This window comes from Rhodococcus sp. 077-4 (assembly GCF_047782425.1).
In the GTDB taxonomy this organism is placed as follows: Bacteria; Actinomycetota; Actinomycetes; order Mycobacteriales; family Mycobacteriaceae; genus Rhodococcoides.
In genome coordinates, this window is record NZ_JAJPWC010000001.1 from 1557766 (window position 1) to 1583263 (window position 25498).

Consider the following 25498-nt stretch of genomic DNA (forward strand, 5'->3'; position numbering starts at 1 on the left):
CGGCGGCCGACCGATGCGTCTGACACTCTGGAATCTGTGAACCCGTCCACCGCTCAGGCCACCGCTGTCGTCGACGAACTGGCGCGCAGCGGGATCGAAGACGTCGTGCTGTGCCCCGGCTCGCGCAATGCCCCGCTTGCGTTCGCGTTGCAGGAGGCCGACGTGGCCGGGCGGCTGCGCCTGCACATGCGCATCGACGAGCGGACCGCCGGATTTCTGGCGATCGGCCTGAGTCTGGGCAGTGGTCAGCCCGTCCCGGTGGTGATGACGTCGGGAACTGCGGTGGCCAATTTGGGCCCCGCCGTGCTGGAGGCGAACTACGCCCGCATTCCGCTGATCGTCATCAGCGCCAATCGCCCGTACGAGATGCTCGGGACGGGTGCGAATCAGACCATCGAACAGCTCGGTCTGTTCGGATCTCAGGTCCGCGCTACGATCAGCCTCGGGCTCGCCGAAGAAGGGCCCAAGCAGAACAGTCAGTGGCGCAGCGCGGTCTCGCGCGTCATCGCTGCTGCACGCGGTGCCCGATCCGGCAACGCCGGGCCGGTGCACTTCGACATTCCGTTGCGTGAGCCCCTTGTTCCTGCGATCGGCGATCCGGGGTCACGTCCGGAGGGTCGGCCGGGCGGACGGCCGTGGACCTCGACCACCCAGGCGACACTCGATGTCCCGGTGGACTTGGATCTGACGGTCGACACCGTGGTCGTCTCCGGCCACGGGGGTGCGGTGCGCCCCGAGCTGGCGGGTCTACCGACCGTGGCCGAGCCGACCGCACCGTTGCACGGAATTCCGTTGCATCCCTTGGCTCTTGCGCAACTCAAACCCCGTCAAGCCGTCATCACCGGACGCCCGACACTGCACCGTCAGGTCTCGGCGTTACTGGCCGACCCTGCGGTCGACGTCATCGCACTCACCACCGGACCGCGCTGGCCGGACGTCTCGGGAAACGTACTGGCCACCGGAACCAGAGCGGTCACCACCGGTACGCCCGACGAGGCCTGGATCGCACGGTGCGCATCACTGTCGCAGCGCGCCGAACAGGCAGTGCGCGAACAACTTCGAGAGCACCCCAAGCCGACGGGTCTGCATGTGGCCGAGGCCGTGATGTCCGCCCTTAGGCCCGGAGATCAACTGGTGCTCGGCGCGTCCAACCCCGTGCGCGACGCGGCCCTCGTGTCGACTCCGATCCCCGGCGTGAAAGTCCTCTCCAACCGCGGCGTGGCCGGCATCGATGGCACCGTCTCGACGGCCATCGGTGCCGCGATGGCCGGAAAGCGCCGCACCATAGCGCTTCTCGGCGACCTGACCTTCTTGCACGACGCGGCGGGCATGCTCATCGGCACCGGAGAACCGCGTCCCGACGACCTGACGATCGTCGTCGCCAATGACGACGGTGGAGGCATTTTCGAGCTCCTCGAACAGGGCGACCCGCAGTATGCGGGCGTGTTCGAGCGAGTGTTCGGTACGCCGCACGGAATGGATCTCGGAGCGCTGTGCGGGGCCTATCGCGTCGAACATCGGTTGGTCGACTTGGCCGATCTGGCAACCGAACTCACCGGGCACGCAACGGGAATCAGAGTGCTGGAAGTGACCACAGAGCGATCGGGACTGCGTGATCTGCACGCGGCAATCCGGGCGCGGCTGTAGTCGTGGTGGGGCGCTAGTTCTGTTGCGCAGCAACCCATTCGAGGGTCTGTTCGGTTTCCTGATCGATCATGTCCTTGATCATCTTGTTGATCAGGTCTTCGATCTTGCCGCCGACGAGGGGGATCTTCACCGTCGATTCGCCTTTGACGATCAGCTTCGCGCCGGTGCCGTCGGGTCGAAGCGACAGTGTGCCCTTCACCTTCGCGGGCAGACCGGTGGTGCCGCCGATCAGCGTTCCCTCGGCGCGGTCGCCCTCGAGTGGCCCCCAGTGGTCGGTACGCGAGACGATCAGCTTGCCCTTGATGACCTTCGTGACGAAACCGGGGAGCTCGGACGTGCCGACTTCTTCGGAGATGTCGACGGTCAGACCGCCGTCGGCGTGCTTGGTCAGCTCGTACCCGTCCGTCTTCTTCGCCTTGGCGAAGCGGGCCTCCCACTGATCCTCACTGGTGAGCGCTGCATGCACTTGCGCGGGGGGATTGGAGGATTCGACGGTGAACTCGAAGCTGCGCGACATGAGTGCAGACGCTACCCGAGCCGAGTCACATCGGACGCGAAGTAATCTGATCGCTGTGACCGATAACGACAGGGGCAGCCGAACGTTGCACAGAACCCGGCTTGTCTTGTTCGTGTTCGCCACTGCGGTCTCGGTTCTGGCCGTGCTTCTGGTGGTCGCGGCGTGGCGAAACGACGTCACCATCGACTCGGACAAGGGCATCGCGACGGCCGAGGTGCTCTCGGCGGGCAAACTGCGTTCGGCGGTCAGTTTCATCACCCCCGACGGCGTGACCCACAACCCCAGGCTCGGCGTGCTGTACCCCACCAATCTCGTCGTGGGTCAGCGCATCGAGGTCGAGTACTACAAGGCGGACTCCGACGGAGACGAAGACGACAACGACCTGCTGGTCCGTGTCGCCGGCCGAGATGCCACGGTGGCCGTCGTTCCCGCGGGATCGGTCATCGTCGTCACCTGGCTGATTGCCGGACCGGCCCTGTACTGGTTGCGTCGCAAGGAGGCTGTGAATGCGTAACGCCAGGCAATGGGTGATCGCTGCACTCGGCGCGGTGGCCGGGTTCGCGTTGGTGAACTTCGGCAACATCGCGTCATCGGTCGTCGTGATGGTGCTCGTCGTGGTGTTTCTTCTCGTTCTGACGACGCCGGTGCTCTATCCGCGTTCGGTCTCCGACGACGCGTCGCGCGTTCTCGCCGCAGAACGGTCCGTTCCCCTCGTCTACTGGCGTCCCGGATGCATCTTCTGCCTGCGGCTGCGGGTGGCCCTACTGATGCGCGGGAAGAAGGCAGTGTGGACGAACATTCGCGAGGATGCTGCTGCGGCTGCGCGAATCCGGTCGGTCAACGACGGCAACGAAACGGTTCCGACGGTGTTCGTGGGCTCCGAACACCGCACCAACCCGAGTCCGTCGTGGGTCATCGAGCAATTCGTGTGACGTTGGCCCACACGTAACGTTGTCCATACCTGGTCGACTGCGGGGCCGCCCACACTGAGGATCGTGCGAGTAGCCATCGTTGCGGAATCGTTCTTACCCAACATGAACGGCGTCACCCACTCGGTGATCCGTGTCCTCGAACACCTCGAGAAGACGGGGCACGACGCCATCGTCATCGCCCCCGACAATCCGTCCGGCCCGAAAGCAGCGACGTGGCACGACGGCGTGCCCGTGCATCGCGTGCCGTCGCTCATGGTCCCCAAGGTGAGTTCGCTGCCCGTGGGTGTGCCGGGCCTCGGCATGGTCTCGGCGATGCGGGCCTTCGCTCCCGACGTCGTGCATCTTGCGTCGCCGTTCCTGCTCGGAGCGGGCGGTTTGGCCGCGGCCAACCGATTGGATGTGCCCGCGGTCGCCGTCTATCAGACCGACGTCGCGGGTTTCGCCGCCAGTTACGGTCTCGGCCTCACCTCGAAGGCCGCGTGGCGCTGGACCAGGAGACTGCATCGCGGTGCAGCCCGCACTCTGGCACCGTCCACCTCGGCCGTCGACGCGTTGGAACTACACGGCATCCCGCGCGTGCACCGGTGGGCCAGGGGAGTGGACGCCGTGCGGTTTGCGCCCTCGGCCAAGTCCCAGACGCTCAGAAGTCAGTGGGGAGCGGGCGAGAAGCTGATCGTCGGTTTCGTCGGCAGGCTGGCCCCGGAGAAGCATGTCGAGCGGCTCGCGGTGCTGGCCGCCGACCCGTCGATCCAGCTGGTGATCGTCGGCGGCGGACCGGACACCGCCGCACTGCAGGCACTGATGCCGGGCGCGATCTTCACCGGACAACTCGGCGGCGGTGAACTCGCTCGGGCCTACGCCAGCTTCGACATCTTCGTCCACCCCGGCGAACACGAAACCTTCTGCCAGGCGGTCCAAGAAGCTCTGGCCAGTGGTGTCCCCGTCATCGGGCCCGACGCCGGTGGACCACGCGACCTGGTCTCGCACTGCCGCAACGGTTACCTGCTACCGGTCGACAAATTCAGCGAACTGCTGCCGAGTGCGGTCGGAGCACTCGCCGAGCCCACCACCCGCGCACGCTTCGGCGACGCCGCCCGCAAATCGGTCCTGCACCGCACCTGGCCTGCCATCTGCGACGAGCTGATCTCGCACTACTACGACGTGCAAGGCATCACAGCGCCGCGGGTGCAGAAGATTGCGTAGCGTCTTCTGGTCGCTCCGCAGGCTCCGCTCCTGAGTAGTCTGGATCCCGTGGCCCAGACATCACGCGCAACCCTGGAAAAAGAGCCCCACGAGGTGGCGTCGATGTTCGATGGCGTCGCCCGTCGCTACGACATCACCAATACGGTTCTGTCGTTCGGGCAGGACCGGAACTGGCGCAAACTGACCCGACGCGCCCTCGATCTGAAGCCCGGCGAGCGGGTACTCGATCTCGCCGCAGGCACCGGCGTCTCGACCGTCGAACTCGGCCGAAGCGGAGCCTGGTGCGTGGCCACCGACTTCTCCAAGGGAATGCTGCAGGCCGGTCTTCGGCGCGGAGTTCCGATGGTCGCGGGCGACGCGATGGCACTGCCCTACGCCGACGCGAGTTTCGACGCAGCCACCATTTCCTTCGGCCTTCGCAACGTGTCCGACTTCGACGCCGGCCTGCGCGAGATCGCCCGCGTCACCAAGCCCGGCGGCAGGCTCGTCGTCTCGGAATTCTCCACCCCGGTGTTCGGCCCGTTTCGCACCGTGTACATGGAGTACCTGATGAAGGCGCTGCCGAAAGTCGCTCGCGCCGTGAGCAGTAACCCCGACGCGTACGTCTACCTCGCCGAGTCCATCCGAGCCTGGCCGACGCAGGAACAACTTGCGCAGCGCATCGCCGACGCCGGCTGGACCGACGTGCAGTGGCGCAACCTCACTGGCGGAATCGTCGCTCTGCACAAGGCGATTCGCCCCTGACTCACGAAAAGGGCGGCCGGGAATCGATTTTGAGGGACCCGGTTCCCGACGCCCGCCAGCTGCGGGCGACGAGGTCGCTGTCCGCGTCGGTGATGAGGTTGCCCATGCAGCGGACGGCGACTTTCATCAGTGCCCGCGAGCGCATACCCACCGGTCCCGCTGCCGGTAGGAACCTCGGCACGGTCAGCAGCCCGGCGAGGCGTCGAGCAATGGAGAAGGCCTGGCCGTAGTGCTCGCGGAGCAGGCCGGGCCAGGCGTCGGTGAGGTCGGGGTGATCGAGCAGGTCGACCACCATGCGGCCGCCTTCGAGTCCGTAGTCGATGCCCTCGCCGTTGAGTGGGTTCACGCAGGCGGCGGCGTCGCCGATGATGGCCCAGTTGGGGCCGGCGATTCCCGAGACCGCGCCGCCCATCGGTAGAAGCGCAGACGCCACCGACCGCAGTTCGCCTGTCAACGCCCATTCAGGACGCCGCTGCTCGGTGTAGAGGTCGAGTAACGGACGCAGGGCTCCGGGTGCCGGCCGCCTGGCCGTGGCCAGTGTGCCCACTCCGATATTGATGTTCCCGTCGTTCAGCGGAAAGACCCAGCCGTAACCGGGCTGGAGTATGCCTGCGGCGTCACGCAATTCGAGGTGCGAGCTGATCCACTCGTCATCGCTGCGGCCAGAGGTGATGTACGCGCGAGCAGCGACGCCGAACGCGGTGTCTCGATGCCATTGCCGCCCCAGTTGCTTGCCCAGGGTGGAGCGAACACCGTCGGCGACGATCAGTGTGCGACAGAGTATCTCGTGTGTCCCGGTGGCGGTCTGCAACGTCACCGAGCGGACGGAATTGCCGTCACGGGTGACGGCAACAGCCTTGGCTCCCTCGGCCATCACGGCCCCGGATTCGACGGCGGCGACGCGGATCCTGTTGTCCAATTCGGTTCGGGGAACTGCACTTCCGACGGTCGGCAGCGACTTGCTCGGCCACTCGAGCTGCAGCTCCTGCCCGAATCCGCTCAGTCGCAGTCCTCGATTGCGCGCTTTGCCACGCACCCACTCGCCGAGGCCCAACTGATCGAGTTCGGCGACGGCACGTGGCGTCAACCCGTCGCCACACGTCTTGTCTCGGGGAAAGACTGCCGCGTCGGCCAGCACGACGTCGCGGCCGGAGCGCGCGGCCCACGCCGCAGCGGACGATCCTGCGGGGCCCGCGCCCACGACCAGAACGTCGGTCGACGCGGGTGGGGCGGGCTGAGAAGAAGTCACGCGTTCCAGTATCCCGACGCGGGGCGCAGCGGCGCTTCGAGGGCCTCCGGTCGCCGCGCTCGGCCCCTTCCGGCCACGACCCCGGACGTCACGTCCGGCAACCTCGGTGAGGGAAGCGTCACCTGTGGTCGGTGACACCGTCCCACCGGTGTGCACGCTAGGTTCACTACGGTAGAAGGCGAGTAGCGGCGCGCAAGCCGCTGCCACCGGCACGTCGACGACAGGACAGGGACCAACATCGTGAGTACAGACGACGCTGCCGTAGCAACGGTCGTTGCCGGAGTCGACCTGGGTGACCCCGAGCTCGCGCGATCCGTCGCCGACGGCCTCGCACGCGTCGAAGAACTGATGATCAGTGAGCTCTCCGACGGTGAAGAGTTCCTGACCGAGGCCGCGCTGCACCTCGCCAAGGCCGGCGGAAAGCGGTTCCGGCCCCTGTTCACGGTGCTCACCGGCCAACTGGGACCGTCACCGACCGATCCGGCGATCGTCACCGCCGCCACGGTCGTCGAACTGGTTCATCTGGCGACGCTCTATCACGACGACGTCATGGACGAGGCGTCCATGCGTCGCGGTGCCGAGAGCGCGAACTCACGCTGGGGCAACAGTGTGGCGATCCTCGCGGGGGACTACCTGTTCGCACACGCGTCTCGTCTGGTGTCCACTCTCGGGCCGGACGCCGTCCGGATCATCGCCGAGACGTTCGCCGAGCTCGTCACCGGGCAGATGCGCGAAACCATCGGGGCCAAGAGCACCGACGATCCCGTGGCGCACTATCTCAAGGTCGTATGGGAGAAGACCGGTTCGCTGATCGCCTCCTGTGGACGCTTCGGCGGAACGTTCAGCGGCGGCGACGCCGAGCACGTGGGACGCCTCGAGCGCCTCGGCGACGCCGTCGGCACCGCCTTCCAGATCTCCGACGACATCATCGACATCTCGTCGGCCACCGAGCAGTCCGGCAAGACTCCCGGCACCGACCTGCGTGAGGGCGTGCACACCCTGCCGGTGCTCTTCGCGCTGCGCGAGGAGGGTGCAGACGGCGATCGACTGCGTCAGATCCTCGCCGGGCCCGTCACCGACGACGCGCTGGTCACCGAGGCCCTCGAGCTACTCCAGCGTTCACCCGGAATGGTCTCGGCGAAGAAGACGCTCGGCGAATACGCCGCTCGGGCACACGCAGAACTCGCACTGTTGCCGCAGGGGCCGGCCAACGACGCACTCGGCCGACTGGTGAATTACACCGTCGAACGGGTGGGCTGACGACCAGGGGAACCGCAGATCGGGGTGTGTTCGTTGATCGGGTAGGAGAACCCGGTACGAGGAGGCACCCAGAGATGAACGGTTACGCGAACGGAGTGAAGACGTTCGGCCTGCTGGTCGGGATGTCGGCGCTCATCGTCTTCATCGGTTCGTTGTTCGGCAACTCGATGATTCTGATCGGGTCGATCGTGCTGGCCGTCGGCGTCAACGGATACGCCTATTTCAACAGCGCGAAGATGGCGTTGCGTTCGATGCACGCGGCGGCGGTCAGCGAGCTGGAACAGCCGGCGATGTACCGGATCGTGCGGGAGTTGGCGACCGCGGCTCATCAGCCGATGCCTGCGCTGTACGTCAGTCCGACCAACAACCCCAACGCGTTCGCCACCGGACGCAACCCGCGTAACGCGGCGGTGTGCTGCACCGAGGGCATCCTGCGCATCCTCGACGAGCGCGAACTACGCGCGGTGCTCGGTCACGAACTCTCGCACGTCTACAACCGGGACATCCTGATCTCGTCGGTGGCCGGGGCGATGGCCGCCGTCATCTCGGGCCTGGCCAACCTGGCCTTCTTCGCGAACGTCTTCGGTGGACGCGGCAACGGGGGAGCGAACCCGCTCGCGTTGCTGCTGGTGTCGATGCTGGGGCCCATTGCCGCCACCCTGGTCCGGCTTGCCGTCTCTCGTTCGCGTGAGTATCAGGCGGACCAGTCGGGAGCCGAGCTGACCGGCGATCCGCTGGCGCTCGCGTCGGCGCTCCGCAAACTGGAGCGGGGAGTGCAGCTGGCACCGCTGCCGCCCGAGCCGCGATTGGCAGCCGAATCGCATCTGATGATCGCCAATCCGTTCCGCATCGGCGACAAGGCGGGTCAGCTCTTCGCTACCCACCCGCCGATGGCCGACCGCATCGAGCGACTCGAGCAGATGGCGGGCCATCGGCCGTATTGAGCGGCTGCGCCGCATGTGAGCGAAACCTCGACCCCTGCTACGAAGTTCCGCTCACGTGCAGCGGAGCTGCTCTATCGGTAGTTGACGAACTGTAGCGCGATGCCGAAGTCCTCGTTCCTGAGCAACTGCTGGATGGCCTGCAGATCGTCGCGCTTCTTGCTGCTGACGCGAAGTTCGTCACCCTGGATCTGAGCCTTGACGCCCTTGGGGCCGTCGTCTCGGATCTTCTTCGAGATCTTCTTGGCGTTCTCGGTGGTGATGCCCTGTACGAGCTTGCCGGTGACCTTGTAGACCTTGCCGGAGGCAGCCGGCTCGTTGGCCTCGAAAGCCTTCAGCGAGACGTCACGTCGAATCAGCTTTTCCTTGAACACGTCCAGCGCAGCCTTGACCTTCTCCTCGGATTCCGAGGTGATGACGATGGTCTCGGCCTCGCCGCTGCCGGACCATTCGATGCTGGTGTCGGATCCACGGAAGTCGAAGCGGGTTGCCAGCTCCTTCGCGGCCTGTCCGACAGCGTTGTCCACTTCCTGTCGGTCGACTTTGCTCACTACGTCGAAGGACGAATCAGCCACTTCTCACACTCTCCAGTCGAATCGAAAATTTTGATCGGGCGATGGTGTCGGTGCACATCCCGCAGGGACTTTATCGGCCCGCTACCGACCGTATCCACCCGGTTTGCGTTCCGGGGGGACGTTCGTTGTATTCTTCTCACCGCGCCGAAGAGCAGTACGGGCTTCGATCGCATCACGGCAGATTGCCCGAGCGGCCAATGGGAGCGGACTGTAAATCCGTCGGCTTATGCCTACGTAGGTTCGAATCCTACATCTGCCACACCTGGAACCCCGGCGAGGTTTTCTCTCGCTGGGGTTTCCATGTGAAGAGGTACATGGACGGCCCGCTGACCACGCAATTTGGTACTGGGCGCTCGGAATGTGTAACCTCTTGAAGGCTTCAGCGCACGGCAACATGCGTGCTGGAGTGGAGCCTGCGGAACGACTGTTCCGCAGCCACTCGCCCCCTTAGCTCAGTCGGTAGAGCGTTTCCATGGTAAGGAAAAGGTCAACGGTTCGATTCCGTTAGGGGGCTCGCTGGATTGGATGGCTCGACGTCGCGTTCCACTCGTGGGATGGTGGGCGGTGAGCACCTGAGGCGGTGTAGCTCAGTTGGTAGAGCAAACGACTCATAATCGTTGCGTCGCCGGTTCAAGTCCGGTCACCGCTACACAGTAGGCAAGCACAACCCGTAGCACCCATGAACAGTCCTGATTGACCCTGATCAGATTTACCCGAAAGTAGGCGTCCAGTGGCCTCCTCCACCGATGTGCGGCCCAAGATCACCTTGGCCTGCGAGGTTTGCAAGCACCGCAACTACATCACCAAGAAGAACCGTCGGAACGATCCCGACCGCATCGAGCTGAAGAAGTTCTGCTCCAACTGCGGCACGCATCGGGCTCACCGCGAATCTCGCTAGTCCGCTCGGCTCGCTGGTTCGCAGTTCCGATCACCAGTCGGCGCCCGGCGTTAGGACACGTTTCCTCCCCTAACGGCTCTTGCGTCCAGGGTAGAAAAGGTTGTCTTCACCGTGTCACAGGCTCCACAAGATATCCCGGCCATGGATGTGTCCGCTCACGCGGCCTCCATGGTCGGTTTTCATTATCGCGTCGACGACTTCTATGAGGTCGGCCGCGAGAAGGTTCGCGAGTATGCGCGCGCAGTCCAGGATTTCCATCCCGCGCACCACGACGAGGACGCAGCGAAGGGCCTCGGCTACGACGGTCTTCTCGCTCCCTTGACCTTCATTTCGTTGGTCGGCATCATCGCGCAGACGCGGATGTTCAAAGAGGTCATCACCGGGTACGACCCGAGTCAGATCCTGCAGACCGATCAGCGACTGGAATTCCATCGTCCGATCCAGGTCGGCGATCGGCTGATCTGCGACGTGCACCTCGAGTCGTTCCGGCAGATGAGCGGCAGCGACATCATGACCACCAAGAACATCGTCACCGATCAGAACGGCGACGTCGTCCAGACCACGTGGACGACCATCGTGGCCCGTACCGGTGGCGAGGTCGACGAGAACATCGCGCACGCGGTCAAGGAAGTGATCATGCATGGCGCTTCGTAACTTCGACGACGTGTCCGTCGGCGACGAGCTCCCCGAGCGCATCGTGGCACTGACCCGCGGCGACCTGGTGAACTACGCGGGCGTGTCCGGCGACCCCAACCCCATCCACTGGAGCGACGAGGTAGTCGAGCTGGCCGGACTGGACAACGTGATCGCGCACGGCATGCTGACGATGGGCCTCGGAGCCGGTTTCGTCACGTCCTGGCTCGGCGACCCGGGTTCGGTCACCGAATACAACGTGCGCTTCACCAGTTCGGTGTACGTCCCGGCGGACGCCGCGGCATCGGTGGAGTTCACCGGCAAGATCAAGTCGATGGACGCCGAGAAGCGCACTGCGATCGTCGCCATCATCGCGAAGTTCGAGGGCAAGAAGATTTTCGGGCGAGCCACCGCAACGGTGCGCTTGGCCTGAGCATGGTCGATCCGGTCGAGGTTGTTCACGGTCGGGACGACGGGATTTATCTGTTCCGAAGGGTGTGCAGTACACTGAGATTTCTGGGGTAATTCGGCGCTCTGCGCTGCCCGCGTCCTCTTCCTGAGGTCACGTGGGCCGTGGCACGTGCCGAATGGACACCAGAGCGGCCGAGAAGTTTCGGCCGAAGGGGCGTAGCTCAATTGGTAGAGCAACGGTCTCCAAAACCGTAGGTTGCAGGTTCAAGTCCTGTCGCCCCTGCCCAAGGTGTCAGCAACTGAGAGGAACGACGTGAGCGAGGAGCGCGGTAAGCGCGACGGTCGATCGGAGGAGTTCGAGAACTCTTCGGATGCAGACAACGTCGTACCAGGCTCCGAGGGCCGTCTCTCCGATGCTGATACCGACGCCGGTGATACCTCCGCGGCCGCCGTGGTGCCCACCGGCAAGCGATCGACCGGTAGGTCTCGCAGCGGCGCTGCAGGTGTGTCGATGTCGAAGGCCCCTGCCGCGTCCACGAAGACCGCGCCCGGCAAAGCCCGTTCGGGCAAGGTCAAGACAGACAAGCGACCGAACGTGTTCCTGCGCTTGCTGCAGTTCTTCCGCGAGGTAGTCGCCGAGCTCCGCAAGGTCATCTGGCCGAACAAGAAGCAGATGGTCACCTACACCACCGTCGTGCTCGTCTTCCTGGCGTTCATGGTCGCGTTCATCAGTGGCCTAGATCTGCTGTTCATCAAGGGCGTGGGCTGGCTGTTCGGCTGACCGATCGCAGCTGCGTGACTTTTCGACGATCGAACCGAGCAGGAAACTAGAGAAAGGGTGCTGACGTGAGCACGCCGCACAACGACGCCACCGAAGTGGCCGCATTCGACGCCGATGTCGAGGCGACCAAGCAGGGCCTCGAAGCGGAGCAGGCCGCTCAGGACCGCGAGACCGACGAAGCCATCAAGGCCGACGTCGCTGCTGCCGCCGGCGAGGAGGCACCAGCCGACGCCGACGTCACAGCCGATGCAGATGTCACCGCCGAGCCCGAGGACCCTGTCGCCGAGATGAAGGCGGCTCTGCGCCGCGCTCCCGGTGACTGGTACGTCATCCACTCGTACGCCGGTTACGAGAACAAGGTCAAGGCCAACCTCGAGACCCGCGTGCAGAACCTCGACGTCGGCGACTACATCTTCCAGGTGGAAGTTCCCACCGAAGAGGTCACCGAGATCAAGAACGGCCAGCGCAAGCAGGTCAACCGCAAGGTTCTGCCCGGTTACATCCTCGTCCGCATGGAACTCAACGACGAGTCCTGGGGAGCAGTGCGTAACACCCCCGGCGTCACCGGTTTCGTCGGCGCGACCTCGCGTCCGTCACCGTTGACCATCAACGAGGTCGTCAAGTTCCTCATGCCGCAGGAAGGTGCCAAGAAGGACGCGAAAGCGGCCGCAGGCGCAGCCGACCAGGGCGGCGACACCACGTCGAAGCCGACCATCGAGGTCGACTTCGAGGTCGGCGAGTCGGTCACCGTCATGGACGGTCCGTTCGCCACCCTCCCCGCCAGCATCAGCGAGGTCAACGCAGAGCAGCAGAAGCTCAAGGTGCTGGTATCGATCTTCGGCCGCGAAACCCCGGTCGAGCTCGGCTTCACGCAGGTCTCCAAGATCTGACAAGCCGCGCGCACAGACTTGCAGTAGCAACCGCAAGAAACCCGAGCGAATACAAGGAAAAGAAATGCCCCCGAAGAAGAAGAAGCTAGCCGGGATCATCAAGCTTCAGATCCAGGCCGGAGCCGCCAACCCGGCACCGCCCGTCGGCCCCGCGCTGGGCCAGCACGGCGTCAACATCATGGAGTTCTGCAAGGCGTACAACGCCGCGACCGAGTCGCAGCGCGGCAACGTCGTGCCCGTCGAGATCTCGGTCTACGAAGACCGCACGTTCGACTTCAAGCTCAAGACTCCTCCCGCTGCCAAGCTGCTGCTCAAGGCTGCAGGCGTGGCAAAGGGCTCCGGCGAGCCGCACAAGACCAAGGTCGCCAAGGTGACCATGGATCAGGTGCGCGAGATCGCCAAGACCAAGCAGGAAGACCTCAACGCCAACGACATCGATCAGGCCGCGAAGATCATCGCCGGCACTGCTCGCTCGATGGGCATCACCGTCGAAGGCTGATTTCCAGCCCTCAGCAGTACCCGAAGTACACGTGGGAGAGCCGGCCAGGCTCGTCAACCACACTGAACTCGAACGAAGGACAGTAAGACATGGCAAAGCGCAGCAAGGCCTACCTCGAGCAGGCCGCAAAGATCGACCAGGACAACCTCTACTCGCCTCTCGAAGCCGCGAAGCTGGCCAAGGAGACCGCGTCGAGCAAGTTCGACCCCACCGTCGAGGTCGCAGTGCGACTCGGCGTCGACCCCCGCAAGGCCGACCAGATGGTGCGCGGCACCGTCAACCTTCCCCACGGCACCGGCAAGACCGCTCGGGTTATTGTTTTCGCCGCTGGTGAGAAGGCTGCAGAGGCCGAGGCAGCAGGAGCCGACGTCGTCGGTGCAGAAGATCTGATCGAGCGCATCCAGGGCGGATTCCTGGACTTCGACGCCGCGATCGCCACCCCCGATCAGATGGCCAAGGTCGGCCGCATCGCCCGCGTCCTCGGACCGCGTGGCCTGATGCCGAACCCGAAGACGGGCACGGTCACCAACGATGTGACCAAGGCCGTCAACGACATCAAGGGCGGCAAGATCAACTTCCGCGTCGACAAGCAGTCCAACCTGCACTTCGTCATCGGCAAGGCCTCGTTCGACGAGACCAAGCTGGTGGAGAACTACGGCGCAGCGCTCGACGAGATCCTGCGCGCGAAGCCGTCGTCGGCAAAGGGCCGTTACGTCAAGAAGGTCACCGTCTCGACCACCACCGGACCCGGCGTCCAGGTCGATCCGAACCGTACGCGCAACCTCCTCGAGGACGACGCGAACGCGTAATCAGTTCAGTACACCCGCGAAGGCCGGCACCGATACATCGGTGCCGGCCTTCGTCGTTGAACGGTGTTCTATGCGGCCCGGGCGCGAGCGAAGTTCGCGAGGATGATGCCGCTGATGCGGTCGAGCAATGCGGCGGGCAGGTCGTGAGCCATGCCGTCGATCAGCGTCAGCTCGGCGTCGGGGACAGCGCGGGCGATGGCCTTGCCGCACGCGGGCCGTACCAGTTTGTCGGCCGTGCCGTGGATGACGGTGGTGGGCGCGGTGATCTTCTTCGCGTAGGGCCGCAGACTTCCGGTGCCGGTGATGGCAGCCATCTGCCGGATGACGCCGGAGGGGTTGTAGTTCCGCTCGTACATCACCTGTGCGATTTCGAGCTGTTCCTCGAGTGGGGTGCGGTATCCGGGGGAGCCGATGGTGGCGAGAGTTTTCGCCGAGTGCGCGATGATCTCGTCCTTGGTCGCGTCCTTACCCACTCCGCCGATCAGCGGCAGCAGCGCGCGTGGATCGGGCGGCGGCAGGAACGGCTCGTTGGTGCTCGAGAAGAGGATGCCGACCGAGTCGGTTCGTTCCGGGTAGCTACCGGCGAAGACCTGAGTGATCATGCCGCCCATCGAGGCACCGACGACGTGCACCGAGTCGATGTCGAGATGGTCGAGGACACCGACGGCGTCGGCCGCCATGTCGACGATCGTGTACGGAACGTCCGAGGACATACCGAACTCGTGGCGGATCAGCCGAAGGATCTGTGAGCCGCGCACTTTCTGCCCGGTCATCTTGGTCGACAATCCGATATCGCGATTGTCGATGCGGATCACTCGGTAGCCGGCATCGACGAGGCGGGTGCAGAAATCCATGGGCCACAACGTCAATTGCGCGGACAGGCCCATGATGAGCAGCACCGCGGGATCGTCGACCGATCCCATGTCCTCGTACGCGATCTCGACGGAGTTCGTCGGCGCGACACCTGTTTCGATTCTCATGCCTCGTTCCTACCAGCCCGGCTCACCGAGTACCGGAACCACCAGATAACTGGGGTGCTGCGGGTCGAGGGCGATGTCCTGTCTGCGCAGTCGGGTACGCACCAGATCCGGCAGAATCGGGATGAACCGCGGTGCGTCGCTGGCGAATACGCTGACGCGAAGGCGGTGTCCCGATGCGATGACGGCCTCGGTGGTGAGGATGTCGATGTCGAGCGTGATGGGTTCGCCGACCGGTACCGGAAGCAGGGCTGCCTCGGTGAGCGGGTGGTACGGCCGGGTGTAATCGCCGTTCGGTGCGAACAGCGAACGCTCGTCGTCGACGGCCCGTCGCGAAGCCAGCAGTGCCCCGTTGCTCAGCACGGTCGATCGTCCACTCGGGTCGACGTCGCAGATCATGATGGCCCACAGCGCTTCCGGCGCATGGCACACCACGCGCAGATGCAGATTCGTCGGGCCGGACAACACGGTGTCCGATCGTGCCGGCCCGGTGGTGAAGGTGATCGCGGCACCCTCGGCGAAACGATTGTCGTAGGTGAAGCCGCCACCGAGTACTGCCGTCACGCCAGCGAGAACCTGTGTGGTGTCGCGAGATACGACGGCTCGCAGCGAAGGCCGCACCGTCAGAACGTCGGTCGAGGCTGTGGGTTCGGCGTCGAGACTGCCGTCGGCGACGGCATGGGGCGCGGTTTCCGACGCCGCGGCCGAGAGGTACAGCCGTCGGGGCTGCGCCTGGGGGGCCGGAAAGCGCCCGTGCGCAGTCCAATTGCCGCCCTGCTGACGCAGAGTCACCGGGCCGAAGTTCTCGATGCCGTTGTCCACGTCGCGGAGCCACTTGTCGAACCACGCTCTCTCCAGGACGTCGAGGCGTGGCGGAAATCCCGGCTCTCCGAACCCGATTCCGGGGTTGGCGTGGTAGCCGTCGCCGACCAGTAGCTGCTTGAACCCGCGTTCGAGGGCAAGCCGATTGTAGATGTCGGGTGCGGAGCCGCCGAAGATGTCGTGCCAGCAGCCGTACAGAAATGTCGGCGCGGCGATGTTCTCGATGACGGCATCGATGGTGTCGTAGTACTCGTTGTCGTAGATTCGCGGATCACTGCCTGTGACAAAGCCTTTGGCGAGATCGAACAGGTTCGTGGCCGGGGATCGAGCGCGGTCGCGGAGCCAGGCGAACGTGTCGATCCCGCCGACCGCGGGTGCCCATTTGAGGCCGTTGACGGCGGCGAGCCACAGCGGAATGAACGCCGAGGTGGCACCTCCGGTGGCGAAAATTTCGCGCACGATGTCCACCGAGCCCTCGACTGCGAAGATCGCGTCGAGTCCCTCCGGTTGTTTGGCGGCGGCCTGCAGCGCATTGATTGCGGAGTACGAGATTCCGGCCATCCCGATTCTGCCGTTGCACCACGGCCGGCGTCGGGCCCACTCGATCACCTCGAGTGAGTCGAGTTGTTCGCGTGTGCCCAACACGTCCCAGGTGCCGGAGGAGCTGCCGGTCCCGCGGACGTCGACGATCATCTGCACGTACCCGCTGCGCACGAGGTGGCGGTTGACCGAGAGCAGATCGGCCGCGCCGCCCGCGACCACTCGGGTGATCTCGGTGATGCCGTCGAATCTGGTTCCGGTCAGATCGAATGCGGACGACAGCGCTCGGATGGCGCGGCCGAGCACCGGGGTCTCGAGGACGGTGTCGATGCCCTTGATCAGCAGCTTGTTGTACGGCGTGAGGTTCAGGACGGTGGGAAACGTGCCCTCCACCGCCCGTCCCGACGCGTCCGCGGGGCGAAAGACGTATGCGCGCAGTGCTGTTCCGTCGCTCATCGGGATGCGTACGTTCGCCGAGACGGACACTCGCGGAAAGCGCGGTTGCTCACGGACGATCGCGGCCCAGGCGGCTGCTGCGTCGCCGCCGCTGGGATCGCGGACGGGTTGCAGGAGGGGGTGTGGCTGTACTGCTGTCATGGAAAGCGATTAGACCGCCGAAAGGCCTCGCTTGTCCTGCGGAACGGAAATCACCCCTGATCGGACGGAATCTGTCGGTCGATCGGACGACATGGATTGGGAACACTCTCAACGTCGGTTGAGCGCCCCTTGTGGGGGTTACCAGACTTTCGCCGTCCCCGGGTTCTGGGCCCCCGTCATTGCTAACGTCTGCCCGTCCCAGTGATGTGGGACACCGACCGTTGCAGGGGAGCGCGAATGCACGTAGAAGCACTGTTCGGAGACGGATCGTTGCGTCCGATCTGGCCGCACGCAGATGCACTGATCACCAACGAATGCCCGGGGCTTCGGTTCAGCGGAAAGTACGCCGACGTCGTCGCCTTGAGCAACGGCGATCCGACGGCGCTGCGTCCGTTCATCGACGAGGAAACCCGTCGCCGGGTAGCGGGAATGGCACCACCACGCACCGACACCGCGCTGGTGTTCGGGGCCAACGGCTTCCTCGGTGCTCACCTGATCGGCCGGCTCACCCGCGATTCCGCGGTCGAGGTCGTGTACGCCATGGTTCGTCCCACCGAGGAGGAATCGGCGCTCGAGCGCCTGCAGCGTACGTTCGACCTGTACGAGATCGAGGTGGATGCAGACAAGATCCGCATCGTCGAGGGCACTCCCACGAAGTTCAGGTTCGGTCTCGAGAAGGCCGCCTACTACGACCTGGCTGCCGGAGTGGGGCAGATCTTCAACTGCGCCAGCTCCACCGACTACACCGAGAGCTACGCAGAGCTGCGCGACGACTGGTTCGTCAGTGTGCTGCGCATCCTCGAATTCAGCATCACCTCCACCCGTAAGCACCTGACCTACGTGGGCAGTATCGGGGCGCACCTCTATCAGAAGCCCGAGGACTTCCGCCGCCCCGATTCGTGGTGGTACTCCGGGTACGCGCAGATGAAGTGGGTCAACGCAACGCTGCTCGGGTGGCTGTCGATGACGGATACCTACTCCGTCACCCTGTGCGAGGCTCCGTACATCCTCGGCAGCACCGAACTCGGGCGTGACCCGGGACGGGTCTACAGCTTCTGGCGCATCATCGAACTGGCCATCGCTGCCGGTGCCATCTGGGACGGACCCGGCATGAATTACGTTCCGGTGGACGTGATGTGCGACGTCATGGCGAGCAATGCACTGCGCACTCATCCGTTGACGCGGATGCTGCCGAGCAACCCCACCGGTTACGGCCACGATCTCTACGCCGAACTCCTCGGACTCGACCTGGTGAGTTGGGAAGAATTCAAGGAGCGTGTCAGCGCGCGCATCTCGCCTCGATTCGCCCAGACGATGCTGGCCGACAACATCGATCAGCTGATGCGTCTGGTGCACAAGCCCGAGGCGATCCTGCCCGTCGAACACGACACCTCTTGGTGCGATCATCGCCGGCTCTTCGAGCTCTACTTCGACAAGGCACAGCTCAAGACGCTCACGCCCGCCGCTGTCAACTGACGTGGCGGACGGATTCGAGCCCACCTCGGTGCGTCTGCGGGACGTACCGATCGGCCGCGAGGTCACCAACGGCGTTCTCTCGCTCGGTTTCTACGTGGTGTGCGGGCTGATCGGGCTGCTGCCCGGCCCTGTGCGGAACTGGGCGGCCGACGCCTTCGTGACCTGGTCCGAGAGCGTCGACGAACAGCGGCACAGCTGATGCCCTGGGTTCGATGGGTACTGGGCCTCGGCGCGGTACTGGCAGCGCCGTTCGCGCTGTTCCTGTACTGGCGAACCCGGTTCTTCTTTCGCGATCCGCATCGCGAACCTCCGGCCGATCCTAGGGCGGTGCTCGCGCCTGCAGACGGGTTCGTCACGTACGTCAAACGGGTCGAGGCGGGCAGCACCGCGTTCGCCGTCAAGAAGGGCCGCACGATCGTTCTCGACGAGATCGCGGGCGTCGCATCGTCCGACAGCGGATATCTCATCGGGATCTACATGTCCGAATACTCGGTGCACCGCAATCGAATTCCGGTCTCGGGCACCGTCGGTATGCGTCGCCACCGGTCCGCGGCACCGTTCAACAAGTCGATGGCCAGGGTCGGCGCGAATCTGTTGACCCGGCGCACTCCCTACGACGAAGGGTGCGACTACCTGCTCACCAACGAGCGGCTCACCATTTCCATCGAGCACGACTCCGGTGCAGTGGTGACGGTGACGCAGATAGCAGATCTCTGGGTCGACCGCATCGTCGCGCACGTCGCGGTCGGTGACACCGTCGAACGCGGCGAGCAGTACGGGATGATCCGGTTCGGTTCGCAGTGCGATGTTTTCGTGCCCGACGCACTCGTCGACGAGATCACCGTCCGGCCAGGAAATTACGTGTTCGCCGGGGAATCGACGGTGGCCCGTTCGCCGATCCCCGTGGACAGATCCCCGTCGACGGCAGTCGACGACAGCGAAGAGGAACGATGATCACGATCGAAGAGGTCGACGGCAAGGCCGGCTGGCGCGAGTTCGAGGCCGTCTCGGACTTGGTCTACCAGGGCGATCCGTACCGCTTGCCCGACGAGTCCATGGACCTGCGTCGAGTACTCATCGCGCCGCCGCCCGCGGTCGCCGCCACCCGCATCACGAAGGCATTCCTTGCGCGCGAGAACGGAATTGCCGTCGGTCGCGTCGTGGCCATCCACGATCTGTCGTTCACCGAGTACACGGGGGAGTCGATCGGATTCTTCGGCTTCTACGAGGCCGTCGACGACCACGATGTCGCGCAGGCGTTGCTCGACGCTGCGGCGCAGTGGCTTTCGGCGCGCGAGCTCGCCACGATATCCGGGCCGTTCGGTCCGTCGATGTTCTACAGCGCGGGCATCGTCGTCGACGAGACTCCTGCGCTGCCCTTGGTGGGGATGCCGCACAATCCGCTCTACTACGCGGCCCACTTCGAGAAGTGGGGCCTGATGGCGGTCAAGGACTTCTACAGTTACCTCTTCGACGACCCGTGCATCATCTACAACGACCCCAAATACGCGCGGCACATGCAGATCTTCGAGAAGATCAAGGCACGGTCGGAGGTGACGTTCCGGTCGATGAAGTACCGGACGCTGCGCCGCGACGCACGCATCGTGCGGGACCTCTACAACAAGACCTTCGTGAACTTCTGGGGCTACTCACCGCTGTCCTACACGGAGCTGTTCGAGTTGCTGAAGATGATGCTCCCGGTCCTCGACCGCCGGCTGACCCTGCTGGCCGAACTCGACGGCAAGCCCGTCGGCTTCCTGATGGGAATCCCGGACGTCAACCAGGCCGCCGCGAAGGCATCGCACCTGAAGTGGCGCTTGGCGCGAGACCTGGTGACGCTGTGGCACGTCAAGCGTCCGGGGCGCACGGAGATCATCGACGGTGTGCGGGTGGACATGCTGTTCGTCGATCCCGATTGCCCTGATCGGGCGGTGTCCTCGCTGCTCATCATGGAGATGTCGGTGCGCATGCGAGATCTCGGGTTCACTCGCGTCGAGGCGGCTCCCGTGCTCGACGACAGTCCGTGGATGAAGGGCTCGGTGCTGTCGCGGACGAAAATGGCCCCGCATCGCACCTACCGAATCTTCAGTCGGGAGTTGACCTAGAAGATGACCGACACGATCTCGCGACTCGACCCGCAGGTGACCCCCGGAAACATCGGCGATCGGTGGGGCCGACTCGTCGCGCGACGTCGCTGGGTGGTGTTGGCGATCTGGGCACTGTTGGCGGTGGGATCGGCGATTCTGTATCCGGCACTGCAGAATTCTCTTGTCGGAGCCAACTTCTCGGTGCCAGGCACCGAATCGAGCCGGGCCGACGACCTCATCGAGCGTCATTTCGAGTCGTTCGGTTCCGAGCAACTCGTCGTCACGTTCACCTCCGAGTCGGTGAACTCATCGGACCCGGCGTTCCGTGAGCGCGTGGGTGAGGTCGTCGGTGAGCTGCGGCAGTCCCCGGATGTGCTCAGGGTCGTCGACCCCTACGAGACCGCAGGCTTCGTCCCGACGATCTCCGAGGACGGGACGTCCGCGCTCGCGTTCGTCGGAATCGGCGGAGAGGCCAGCGATCGGATCGCGGTGGCCGAACGCGTGCAGGAGATGATCGCCGAAGCCTCGGGCGACGGCGTCGAGGTGGCGGTGACGGGGTACTCCCCGATGACGGTCGATCTCACCCGAGTCGAATCCGAGGACGCCGTGCGGGCCGAGAGTATCGGTCTGCCCATCGCTTTCGTGTTCCTCGTTCTGGCTCTGGGGTCCGTGGTCGCCGGCATCGTGCCGCTGGTCTCCACCGGAATCGGAGTACTGGCGGCGTTCGGAATGTTCGCGCTGCTGTCCAACGTCATGACGTTCGACGTGCTCGTCACCACCGTGGCGGCAATGTTCGGTCTGGGTCTGGGAATCGACTACGCGCTCTTCATCGTCAGTCGATTCCGGGAGGAGATCGGGCGGGCCGGACCTCCCGACGATCCGAACCGGACCGAGCGCGCGGTGGGGGCGGCCATGGGTACGGCAGGGCACACCATCGTCATCTCCGGTCTGGTCGTGTTGATCGCGCTCGGAGCCCTCGCCATCGTCGATGTCCCTGCCGTGCGCAGCATCTCGTTGGTCGTCGCCCTGACCATCGCCACCGTCGTCGTGGTGGCGTGGACCCTACTGCCTGCAGTACTCGCGGTACTGGGAACGCGTATCGGCGCATGGTCGTTGCCACGCAGATTCCAGCCGCCGTCGGTCGACGAGCACGACGCGGCTGTGCCCACGTGGTGGTCGCGGTGGGCGCAACACGTCATCGAGCGCCCGTGGCGCTATACGGCCGTGTCCGCTGCGCTCCTCATCGTGTGCCTGATCCCGATCGGTTCCATCTCCTACGGCGTCGACCTCGGGGCCGAGGCACTCAGTGCCGAACCGTCAGGTCGGGCGAACACGGTCCTGACGGAGAAGTTCGCGCCAGGGACCATCTCGCCCATCACCATCGTGTTCACCGGTGAGGACGACAGTCCGCTGGGGCCGCAGCAACTGGCCACCGTCAACGCGTTCGCCGACTCCGTGCGCGGAGACGATCGCGTCGCCTACGCGCTGGCTCAGCAGGAAGGCGGACGGTCGCTGCTGATCGTGGTGCCCTCGGTGCCGATCGACTCGACGGCGGCCGCCGATCTCGTCGGATCCCTTCGCGCCCAGGCGATCGCCGCCGGAAACACGGACGGCACGAACGTCTCGGTGGGCGGCACCACCGCACTGGTGGTCGACGCGTCCGACGAGATCTCCGGCAAGTTCGCCTGGGTCGTCGCCGCGGTCCTGGCATTCTCGCTCTTCTATCTGGCCGTCGTCTTTCGCAGCGTGGTGATCCCGCTCAAAGCCGTCGTCATGAACCTGTTGGTCACCGGTGCCGCGTTGGGTGCGACCGTCGCCGTCTTCCAATGGGGTTGGGGTGCAAGCATTCTCGGCTTCGAGAGTCCGGGCTACATTCAGGTGTACCTGCCGGTGACGGTGTTCGCAGTGGTCTTCGGTCTGTCGATGGACTACGAGGTGTTCCTCATCGGCCGGATGCGTGAGGTGTTCGTCAGGGGAGCGAGCAACGACGCGGCCGTCGTCGACGGAATCGAGCACACCGCCAGGCCGATCACGGCCGCTGCCGCGATCATGATCGCCGTGTTCGCCAGCTTCCTCACAGCCGACGTGCTCGAGCTCAAACAATTCGGCTTCGCGCTCGCCATCGCAGTGCTGTTCGACGCGGTGCTGGTGCGCATGATGATGGTGCCCGCGATGATGAAGCTCTTCGGCGAGCGCAACTGGTGGCCGGGCTCGGACCGCGGGAAGGCCGTCGCAGGCTCGGGGCGCTACGAGGCCGTCGGCAGCTGAGCGCGAGCCAGGACGGCACCGCCGGACGTGCGGATCTCGATGTCGGTCACGTCCTGGCGTAGCACCGCGGCGTTCATCCGGCACTCGATGGTGACGTCGCTACCGAGAAAGGTGCCGGACGGGCGTTCGGCACCGGACCGGTCGACGAGAACCACCTCGTAGGGGCCGCGGTCGGAGATGCCGTCCATCTCCAGGACGGTCTCGGTGCCCCACGTGTGGGCAACCAGACCTCCTTCGATGTCGACGTCCGACACACTCGTCGTGAACGCGACCTCCTCGTACGCGCCGAGGGTTCCGGGTGGGCCGGTGATCGCGGCGGATGCATTCGTGGGCTGCTGGCGGTAGGCATCTACTCCGAGCACGATCCCGCTTCCGACCACCACCCCCACGATTGCGGCTGCAGCAGCGAGTCCAGCAGATCTGCGCTGTACTCCGAACCGCTGCATTCCGAATTGCTGCCGCTCGGAGTTGCTCGTCGCGTCGAGGATTCGTGCGCGCAGGTCCGGTGCCGTTGGAGGTTCGAGCCACGGCTCGGCAGGTCTGTTGCGGCCCAGGGTGTCCGTCATCGCGCGCAGTTCGGCGATCTCGGCGTCGATCGTAGGGTCCGACGCGGCCAGCGCGCGCAGTTCGGCGGCCTCTAGGTCGTCGAGGTCGTCGCCTACGGCGGCAGCGATCAACTCGGCTCGTCGATCGTGTGACGCGCTCATGTGTCCTCACTTCCGTCGAGATGCTCTCGTAGTGCTCGCAGTGCGTAGAAGGCTCGGGTGCGCAGTGTTCGCACGGCAACCCCCGTCGACTCCGAGAGCTCCGTGTAGGTGCTGCCGGCCAGGAGCACGGCGACGACGACCTGTCGATGCTCAGGGGAGAGCAGTGCGAGCGCGGCGATGATGCGAAGCCTTTCGTCCACATCGGGGCTGGTGTCCCGCGTGACGGAGCCCCGATCGATGTCCTCGATCCGGTCCGAGGCCGGCACCGGCATTCTCGTCAGCGACCGTTAGACGTCGACGATGACGTTGCGTTCGATGGCGAAGAGCCAGGTACGCAGCGACCCGCGTCTCGGCTCGAATCGGGCTCGGGCCCGCCATGCGCGAAGGAAGGTCTCCTGCACACAGTCCTCGGCCAGGGTTCTGTCACGGAGCGCGTTGACGGCGAACCCGAGCATGGCCGACGCGTGCTCGTCGTACGCGGCAGCGACGTCGAAGTCCAGTTCGATCACGCTCCCGATGCTCATGACAGTGAATACGTCGGTGGACCCCCGGACGTTCATATCCAGGACTGGAAAATTTCTTTACGGAGCGTTGAACATTCTGGCATCGGCGCTCGTACACCTTCCACGGGCTCGCCTGCCCGATACTCCCACGGAAGGCATACGAGATGACCAGACGCTCGATCCCACGCCCGGCAACGTCGATTCGATCCACCGCCACAGCACTCGTCGGTGGTACTGCAGCCCTGATGCTGTTCGCAGCTGCCCCTGCCGGTGCCGATACGCCTGTCGCCGAACCGGATTCGTTCACCAGCGCTTTCACCGCTATGGCCACCCCGGACCAGGTACTCAACGGTGAGGGTGTCGCTACTCCGGGGCAACCGGGCTCGATGGGTACCTTCACACTGCGCATCAACTCCGACCTCGACATCGTTTGCTACGACATCGCGCTCGAAGGCGTGACCGGCGACTACATGAGCCCGGCCAAGACCGCCACGCACATCCACCAGGCGGCAGCAGGCGCAGCAGGACCTCCGCGTCTGGCATTCCCGAACCCGACCCCGATCGGCGACGGCCCGCGCACCAGCAGTGGCTGCATGCAGGGACCGTTCACCACCGGTCTGACTCCGGCAGGTGCCACCGCGGACAGCGGAACCGGCTTCACCCTCGACCAGATCGAAGCCGATCCTGCGGCCTTCGCCGCGGACACCCACACCGTCGACTTCCCGGCCGGCGCGGTGCGCGGCCAGCTCACCCAGATTCCGGTCGGGTCCGTCGCGACCGGAGGCGGCGGCTCGGCCATTGCCGCGCCCGATTCGACGTCGAGCTCGATGGTTCCCGTCGTCGGTTCGTTGGCGCTGGGTGCGATGGTTGTCGCGGGCGTGACGTTCGCGGCCCGACGAGGGGTGCGGAGCTGAAATTTCCGGCTCTGCTCGCGACCGCGGCAGTGGTGGTGGCGATGGCGGGCTGTACCGCGTCACCACCACCATTGCCGGGACCGTCACCGCTACCGGCTACGTCCGCGGCGCCCTCACCCGATCGGGCACCCGTGTCTGTGCCGGTCCCTGCGAGACCGGCCCCGGCGCGAGTGAGCGCGCAGGCGATAGGCCTCGACGAGCCGCTGATCGGACTCGGTCTCATGGAATCGGGCGAGATGCAGGTGCCCGCCGACTACGACGACGTCGGCTGGTTCACCGGAGGTGGCCGGCCCGGCGCGATCGGCAGCCCGACGGTGATAGCCGGGCACGTCGACTCGACGACCGGTCCCGCGGTGTTCGATCGTCTGTCGGAACTCGGAACCGGCGATGTCGTCACGGTGCAGGACGAGGCGGGTGAACGAGCCGAGTACCGCATCGACGAGATCGGTGACTACGGCAAAGCGGAGTTCCCGACGGCGCTGGTCTTCGGGGCGGTGCCTGCGGACGAGATTCGGCTCGTGACGTGCTCGGGTGATTTCGACGTGGCCGTCGGCAGCTACGAGCGCAATCTGGTTGTCTACGGGGTGCGTATATAACAGTGCGATCGACGACGTTTTG

Annotated in this window: 29 protein-coding genes and 4 tRNA genes; 25 read left to right on the plus strand and 8 right to left on the minus strand. The window is 65.1% G+C overall.

Going from position 1 to position 25498, the window contains the following annotated elements; translation table 11 throughout:
* The first annotated feature begins 36 nt into the window (after nt 1-36).
* Complete coding sequence (gene menD, locus ACNEOT_RS07710; protein WP_415973304.1) at nt 37-1647, plus strand: 2-succinyl-5-enolpyruvyl-6-hydroxy-3-cyclohexene-1-carboxylic-acid synthase; 1611 nt, start codon at nt 37-39, stop codon at nt 1645-1647.
* Nucleotides 1648-1660: 13 nt separating this feature from the next.
* Here the strand turns inward: menD and ACNEOT_RS07715 are convergent, their stop codons facing one another.
* Nucleotides 1661-2164: a DUF2505 domain-containing protein gene (locus tag ACNEOT_RS07715; protein ID WP_415973305.1), complete on the minus strand. Its 504-nt coding sequence runs from the start codon at nt 2162-2164 to the stop codon at nt 1661-1663.
* 55 nt (nt 2165-2219) lie between these two features.
* Between ACNEOT_RS07715 and ACNEOT_RS07720 the strand changes: the two genes are divergently transcribed.
* The 4 genes from ACNEOT_RS07720 to ACNEOT_RS07735 all read left to right on the plus strand — a co-directional run bounded on the left by ACNEOT_RS07720 (nt 2220) and on the right by ACNEOT_RS07735 (nt 5043).
* Nucleotides 2220-2678 carry a DUF3592 domain-containing protein gene (locus ACNEOT_RS07720; protein WP_415973306.1) on the plus strand — a complete coding sequence of 153 codons (459 nt, stop codon included), beginning with the start codon at nt 2220-2222 and terminating at the stop codon, nt 2676-2678.
* On the plus strand, nt 2671-3096 hold the full coding sequence (locus ACNEOT_RS07725; protein ID WP_415973307.1) for a glutaredoxin domain-containing protein: 426 nt from the start codon (nt 2671-2673) through the stop codon (nt 3094-3096). Before ACNEOT_RS07720 ends, ACNEOT_RS07725 begins: the two co-directional genes overlap by 8 nt.
* Before the next feature lie 63 nt (nt 3097-3159).
* Nucleotides 3160-4299 carry a glycosyltransferase family 4 protein gene (locus ACNEOT_RS07730; protein ID WP_415973308.1) on the plus strand — a complete coding sequence of 380 codons (1140 nt, stop codon included), beginning with the start codon at nt 3160-3162 and terminating at the stop codon, nt 4297-4299.
* Between the two features lie 48 nt (nt 4300-4347).
* Complete coding sequence (locus tag ACNEOT_RS07735; protein ID WP_415973309.1) at nt 4348-5043, plus strand: demethylmenaquinone methyltransferase; 696 nt, start codon at nt 4348-4350, stop codon at nt 5041-5043.
* Between the two features lies 1 nt (nt 5044).
* On the opposite strand, the gene ACNEOT_RS07740 is transcribed toward ACNEOT_RS07735, so the two are convergent.
* The gene (locus ACNEOT_RS07740; RefSeq protein ID WP_415973310.1) at nt 5045-6292 is read right to left on the minus strand and encodes a geranylgeranyl reductase family protein; all 1248 of its coding nucleotides are present in this window, start codon (nt 6290-6292) and stop codon (nt 5045-5047) included.
* Between the two features lie 240 nt (nt 6293-6532).
* On the opposite strand from ACNEOT_RS07740, the gene ACNEOT_RS07745 reads away from it, so the two are divergent.
* Together ACNEOT_RS07745 and htpX are read left to right on the plus strand one after the other, a co-directional pair.
* Nucleotides 6533-7552: a polyprenyl synthetase family protein gene (locus ACNEOT_RS07745; RefSeq protein WP_415973311.1), complete on the plus strand. Its 1020-nt coding sequence runs from the start codon at nt 6533-6535 to the stop codon at nt 7550-7552.
* Nucleotides 7553-7626: 74 nt separating this feature from the next.
* On the plus strand, nt 7627-8496 hold the full coding sequence (gene htpX, locus ACNEOT_RS07750) for a zinc metalloprotease HtpX (RefSeq protein WP_415973312.1): 870 nt from the start codon (nt 7627-7629) through the stop codon (nt 8494-8496).
* Nucleotides 8497-8567: 71 nt separating this feature from the next.
* On the opposite strand, the gene ACNEOT_RS07755 is transcribed toward htpX, so the two are convergent.
* The gene (locus ACNEOT_RS07755) at nt 8568-9068 is read right to left on the minus strand and encodes a YajQ family cyclic di-GMP-binding protein (protein ID WP_415973313.1); all 501 of its coding nucleotides are present in this window, start codon (nt 9066-9068) and stop codon (nt 8568-8570) included.
* 176 nt (nt 9069-9244) lie between these two features.
* On the opposite strand from ACNEOT_RS07755, the gene ACNEOT_RS07760 reads away from it, so the two are divergent.
* The 11 genes from ACNEOT_RS07760 (at nt 9245) to rplA (ending at nt 13989) form a co-directional block, all read left to right on the plus strand.
* A tRNA-Tyr gene (locus ACNEOT_RS07760) sits at nt 9245-9327 on the plus strand.
* Between the two features lie 182 nt (nt 9328-9509).
* Nucleotides 9510-9582: transfer RNA gene (locus ACNEOT_RS07765), tRNA-Thr, on the plus strand.
* 62 nt (nt 9583-9644) lie between these two features.
* Nucleotides 9645-9717: transfer RNA gene (locus ACNEOT_RS07770), tRNA-Met, on the plus strand.
* A gap of 81 nt (nt 9718-9798) precedes the next feature.
* Entirely contained in the window at nt 9799-9966 is a 168-nt protein-coding gene (gene rpmG / locus ACNEOT_RS07775; RefSeq protein WP_027498281.1) for a 50S ribosomal protein L33, read from the plus strand.
* 141 nt (nt 9967-10107) lie between these two features.
* A complete protein-coding gene (gene hadA, locus ACNEOT_RS07780; RefSeq protein WP_415973696.1) occupies nt 10108-10620 on the plus strand; it encodes a (3R)-hydroxyacyl-ACP dehydratase subunit HadA in 513 nt (170 codons plus the stop codon).
* Entirely contained in the window at nt 10607-11032 is a 426-nt protein-coding gene (gene hadB, locus ACNEOT_RS07785) for a (3R)-hydroxyacyl-ACP dehydratase subunit HadB (RefSeq protein WP_415973314.1), read from the plus strand. The genes hadA and hadB overlap by 14 nt, the downstream gene beginning before the upstream one ends.
* Nucleotides 11033-11220: 188 nt before the next feature.
* Nucleotides 11221-11293 (plus strand) — tRNA-Trp (locus ACNEOT_RS07790).
* 30 nt (nt 11294-11323) lie between these two features.
* Nucleotides 11324-11791 carry a preprotein translocase subunit SecE gene (gene secE / locus ACNEOT_RS07795; protein WP_415973315.1) on the plus strand — a complete coding sequence of 156 codons (468 nt, stop codon included), beginning with the start codon at nt 11324-11326 and terminating at the stop codon, nt 11789-11791.
* 65 nt (nt 11792-11856) lie between these two features.
* On the plus strand, nt 11857-12681 hold the full coding sequence (gene nusG / locus ACNEOT_RS07800) for a transcription termination/antitermination protein NusG (protein WP_415973316.1): 825 nt from the start codon (nt 11857-11859) through the stop codon (nt 12679-12681).
* A gap of 64 nt (nt 12682-12745) precedes the next feature.
* Nucleotides 12746-13180 carry a 50S ribosomal protein L11 gene (rplK, locus tag ACNEOT_RS07805; protein ID WP_008713829.1) on the plus strand — a complete coding sequence of 145 codons (435 nt, stop codon included), beginning with the start codon at nt 12746-12748 and terminating at the stop codon, nt 13178-13180.
* Nucleotides 13181-13269: 89 nt separating this feature from the next.
* Nucleotides 13270-13989, plus strand: a complete 720-nt coding sequence (rplA, locus tag ACNEOT_RS07810; RefSeq protein WP_415973317.1) for a 50S ribosomal protein L1 — start codon at nt 13270-13272, stop codon at nt 13987-13989.
* Between the two features lie 68 nt (nt 13990-14057).
* Here the strand turns inward: rplA and ACNEOT_RS07815 are convergent, their stop codons facing one another.
* Together ACNEOT_RS07815 and ACNEOT_RS07820 are read right to left on the minus strand one after the other, a co-directional pair.
* A complete protein-coding gene (locus ACNEOT_RS07815) occupies nt 14058-14969 on the minus strand; it encodes an alpha/beta fold hydrolase (RefSeq protein WP_415973318.1) in 912 nt (303 codons plus the stop codon).
* Nucleotides 14970-14978: 9 nt separating this feature from the next.
* Nucleotides 14979-16925, minus strand: coding sequence for a CocE/NonD family hydrolase (locus tag ACNEOT_RS07820; protein WP_415973319.1), 1947 nt, complete (start codon nt 16923-16925; stop codon nt 14979-14981).
* Nucleotides 16926-17162: 237 nt separating this feature from the next.
* On the opposite strand from ACNEOT_RS07820, the gene ACNEOT_RS07825 reads away from it, so the two are divergent.
* From ACNEOT_RS07825 to ACNEOT_RS07845, 5 genes are read left to right on the plus strand one after another with little or no spacing between them, the layout of a single operon-like run.
* A complete protein-coding gene (locus tag ACNEOT_RS07825) occupies nt 17163-18401 on the plus strand; it encodes an SDR family oxidoreductase (protein ID WP_415973320.1) in 1239 nt (412 codons plus the stop codon).
* Nucleotide 18402: 1 nt separating this feature from the next.
* Nucleotides 18403-18600 (plus strand): hypothetical protein, encoded by a 198-nt coding sequence (locus ACNEOT_RS07830; RefSeq protein ID WP_027498233.1) that lies wholly within the window; start codon nt 18403-18405, stop codon nt 18598-18600.
* The gene (locus tag ACNEOT_RS07835) at nt 18600-19355 is read left to right on the plus strand and encodes a phosphatidylserine decarboxylase (RefSeq protein ID WP_415973321.1); all 756 of its coding nucleotides are present in this window, start codon (nt 18600-18602) and stop codon (nt 19353-19355) included. Before ACNEOT_RS07830 ends, ACNEOT_RS07835 begins: the two co-directional genes overlap by 1 nt.
* Entirely contained in the window at nt 19352-20506 is a 1155-nt protein-coding gene (locus tag ACNEOT_RS07840; protein ID WP_415973322.1) for a hypothetical protein, read from the plus strand. The genes ACNEOT_RS07835 and ACNEOT_RS07840 overlap by 4 nt, the downstream gene beginning before the upstream one ends.
* A 3-nt stretch (nt 20507-20509) precedes the next feature.
* Nucleotides 20510-22756, plus strand: a complete 2247-nt coding sequence (locus ACNEOT_RS07845; protein WP_415973323.1) for an MMPL family transporter — start codon at nt 20510-20512, stop codon at nt 22754-22756.
* Here the strand turns inward: ACNEOT_RS07845 and ACNEOT_RS07850 are convergent.
* The 3 genes from ACNEOT_RS07850 to ACNEOT_RS07860 are packed head-to-tail and all read right to left on the minus strand — an operon-like array spanning nt 22735 to nt 23987.
* Nucleotides 22735-23463, minus strand: a complete 729-nt coding sequence (locus tag ACNEOT_RS07850) for a hypothetical protein (protein ID WP_415973324.1) — start codon at nt 23461-23463, stop codon at nt 22735-22737. The two genes, ACNEOT_RS07845 and ACNEOT_RS07850, sit on opposite strands and share 22 nt — an antisense overlap.
* Complete coding sequence (locus ACNEOT_RS07855; RefSeq protein ID WP_415973325.1) at nt 23460-23729, minus strand: RNA polymerase sigma factor; 270 nt, start codon at nt 23727-23729, stop codon at nt 23460-23462. The genes ACNEOT_RS07850 and ACNEOT_RS07855 overlap by 4 nt, the downstream gene beginning before the upstream one ends.
* Before the next feature lie 21 nt (nt 23730-23750).
* On the minus strand, nt 23751-23987 hold the full coding sequence (locus tag ACNEOT_RS07860) for a sigma factor (RefSeq protein WP_415973326.1): 237 nt from the start codon (nt 23985-23987) through the stop codon (nt 23751-23753).
* A gap of 143 nt (nt 23988-24130) precedes the next feature.
* Between ACNEOT_RS07860 and ACNEOT_RS07865 the strand changes: the two genes are divergently transcribed.
* Nucleotides 24131-24880 (plus strand): CHRD domain-containing protein, encoded by a 750-nt coding sequence (locus ACNEOT_RS07865; protein WP_415973327.1) that lies wholly within the window; start codon nt 24131-24133, stop codon nt 24878-24880.
* A 131-nt stretch (nt 24881-25011) separates the two neighbouring features.
* Nucleotides 25012-25476, plus strand: coding sequence for a class F sortase (locus ACNEOT_RS07870; RefSeq protein ID WP_415973328.1), 465 nt, complete (start codon nt 25012-25014; stop codon nt 25474-25476).
* Nucleotides 25477-25498 lie beyond the last annotated feature (22 nt).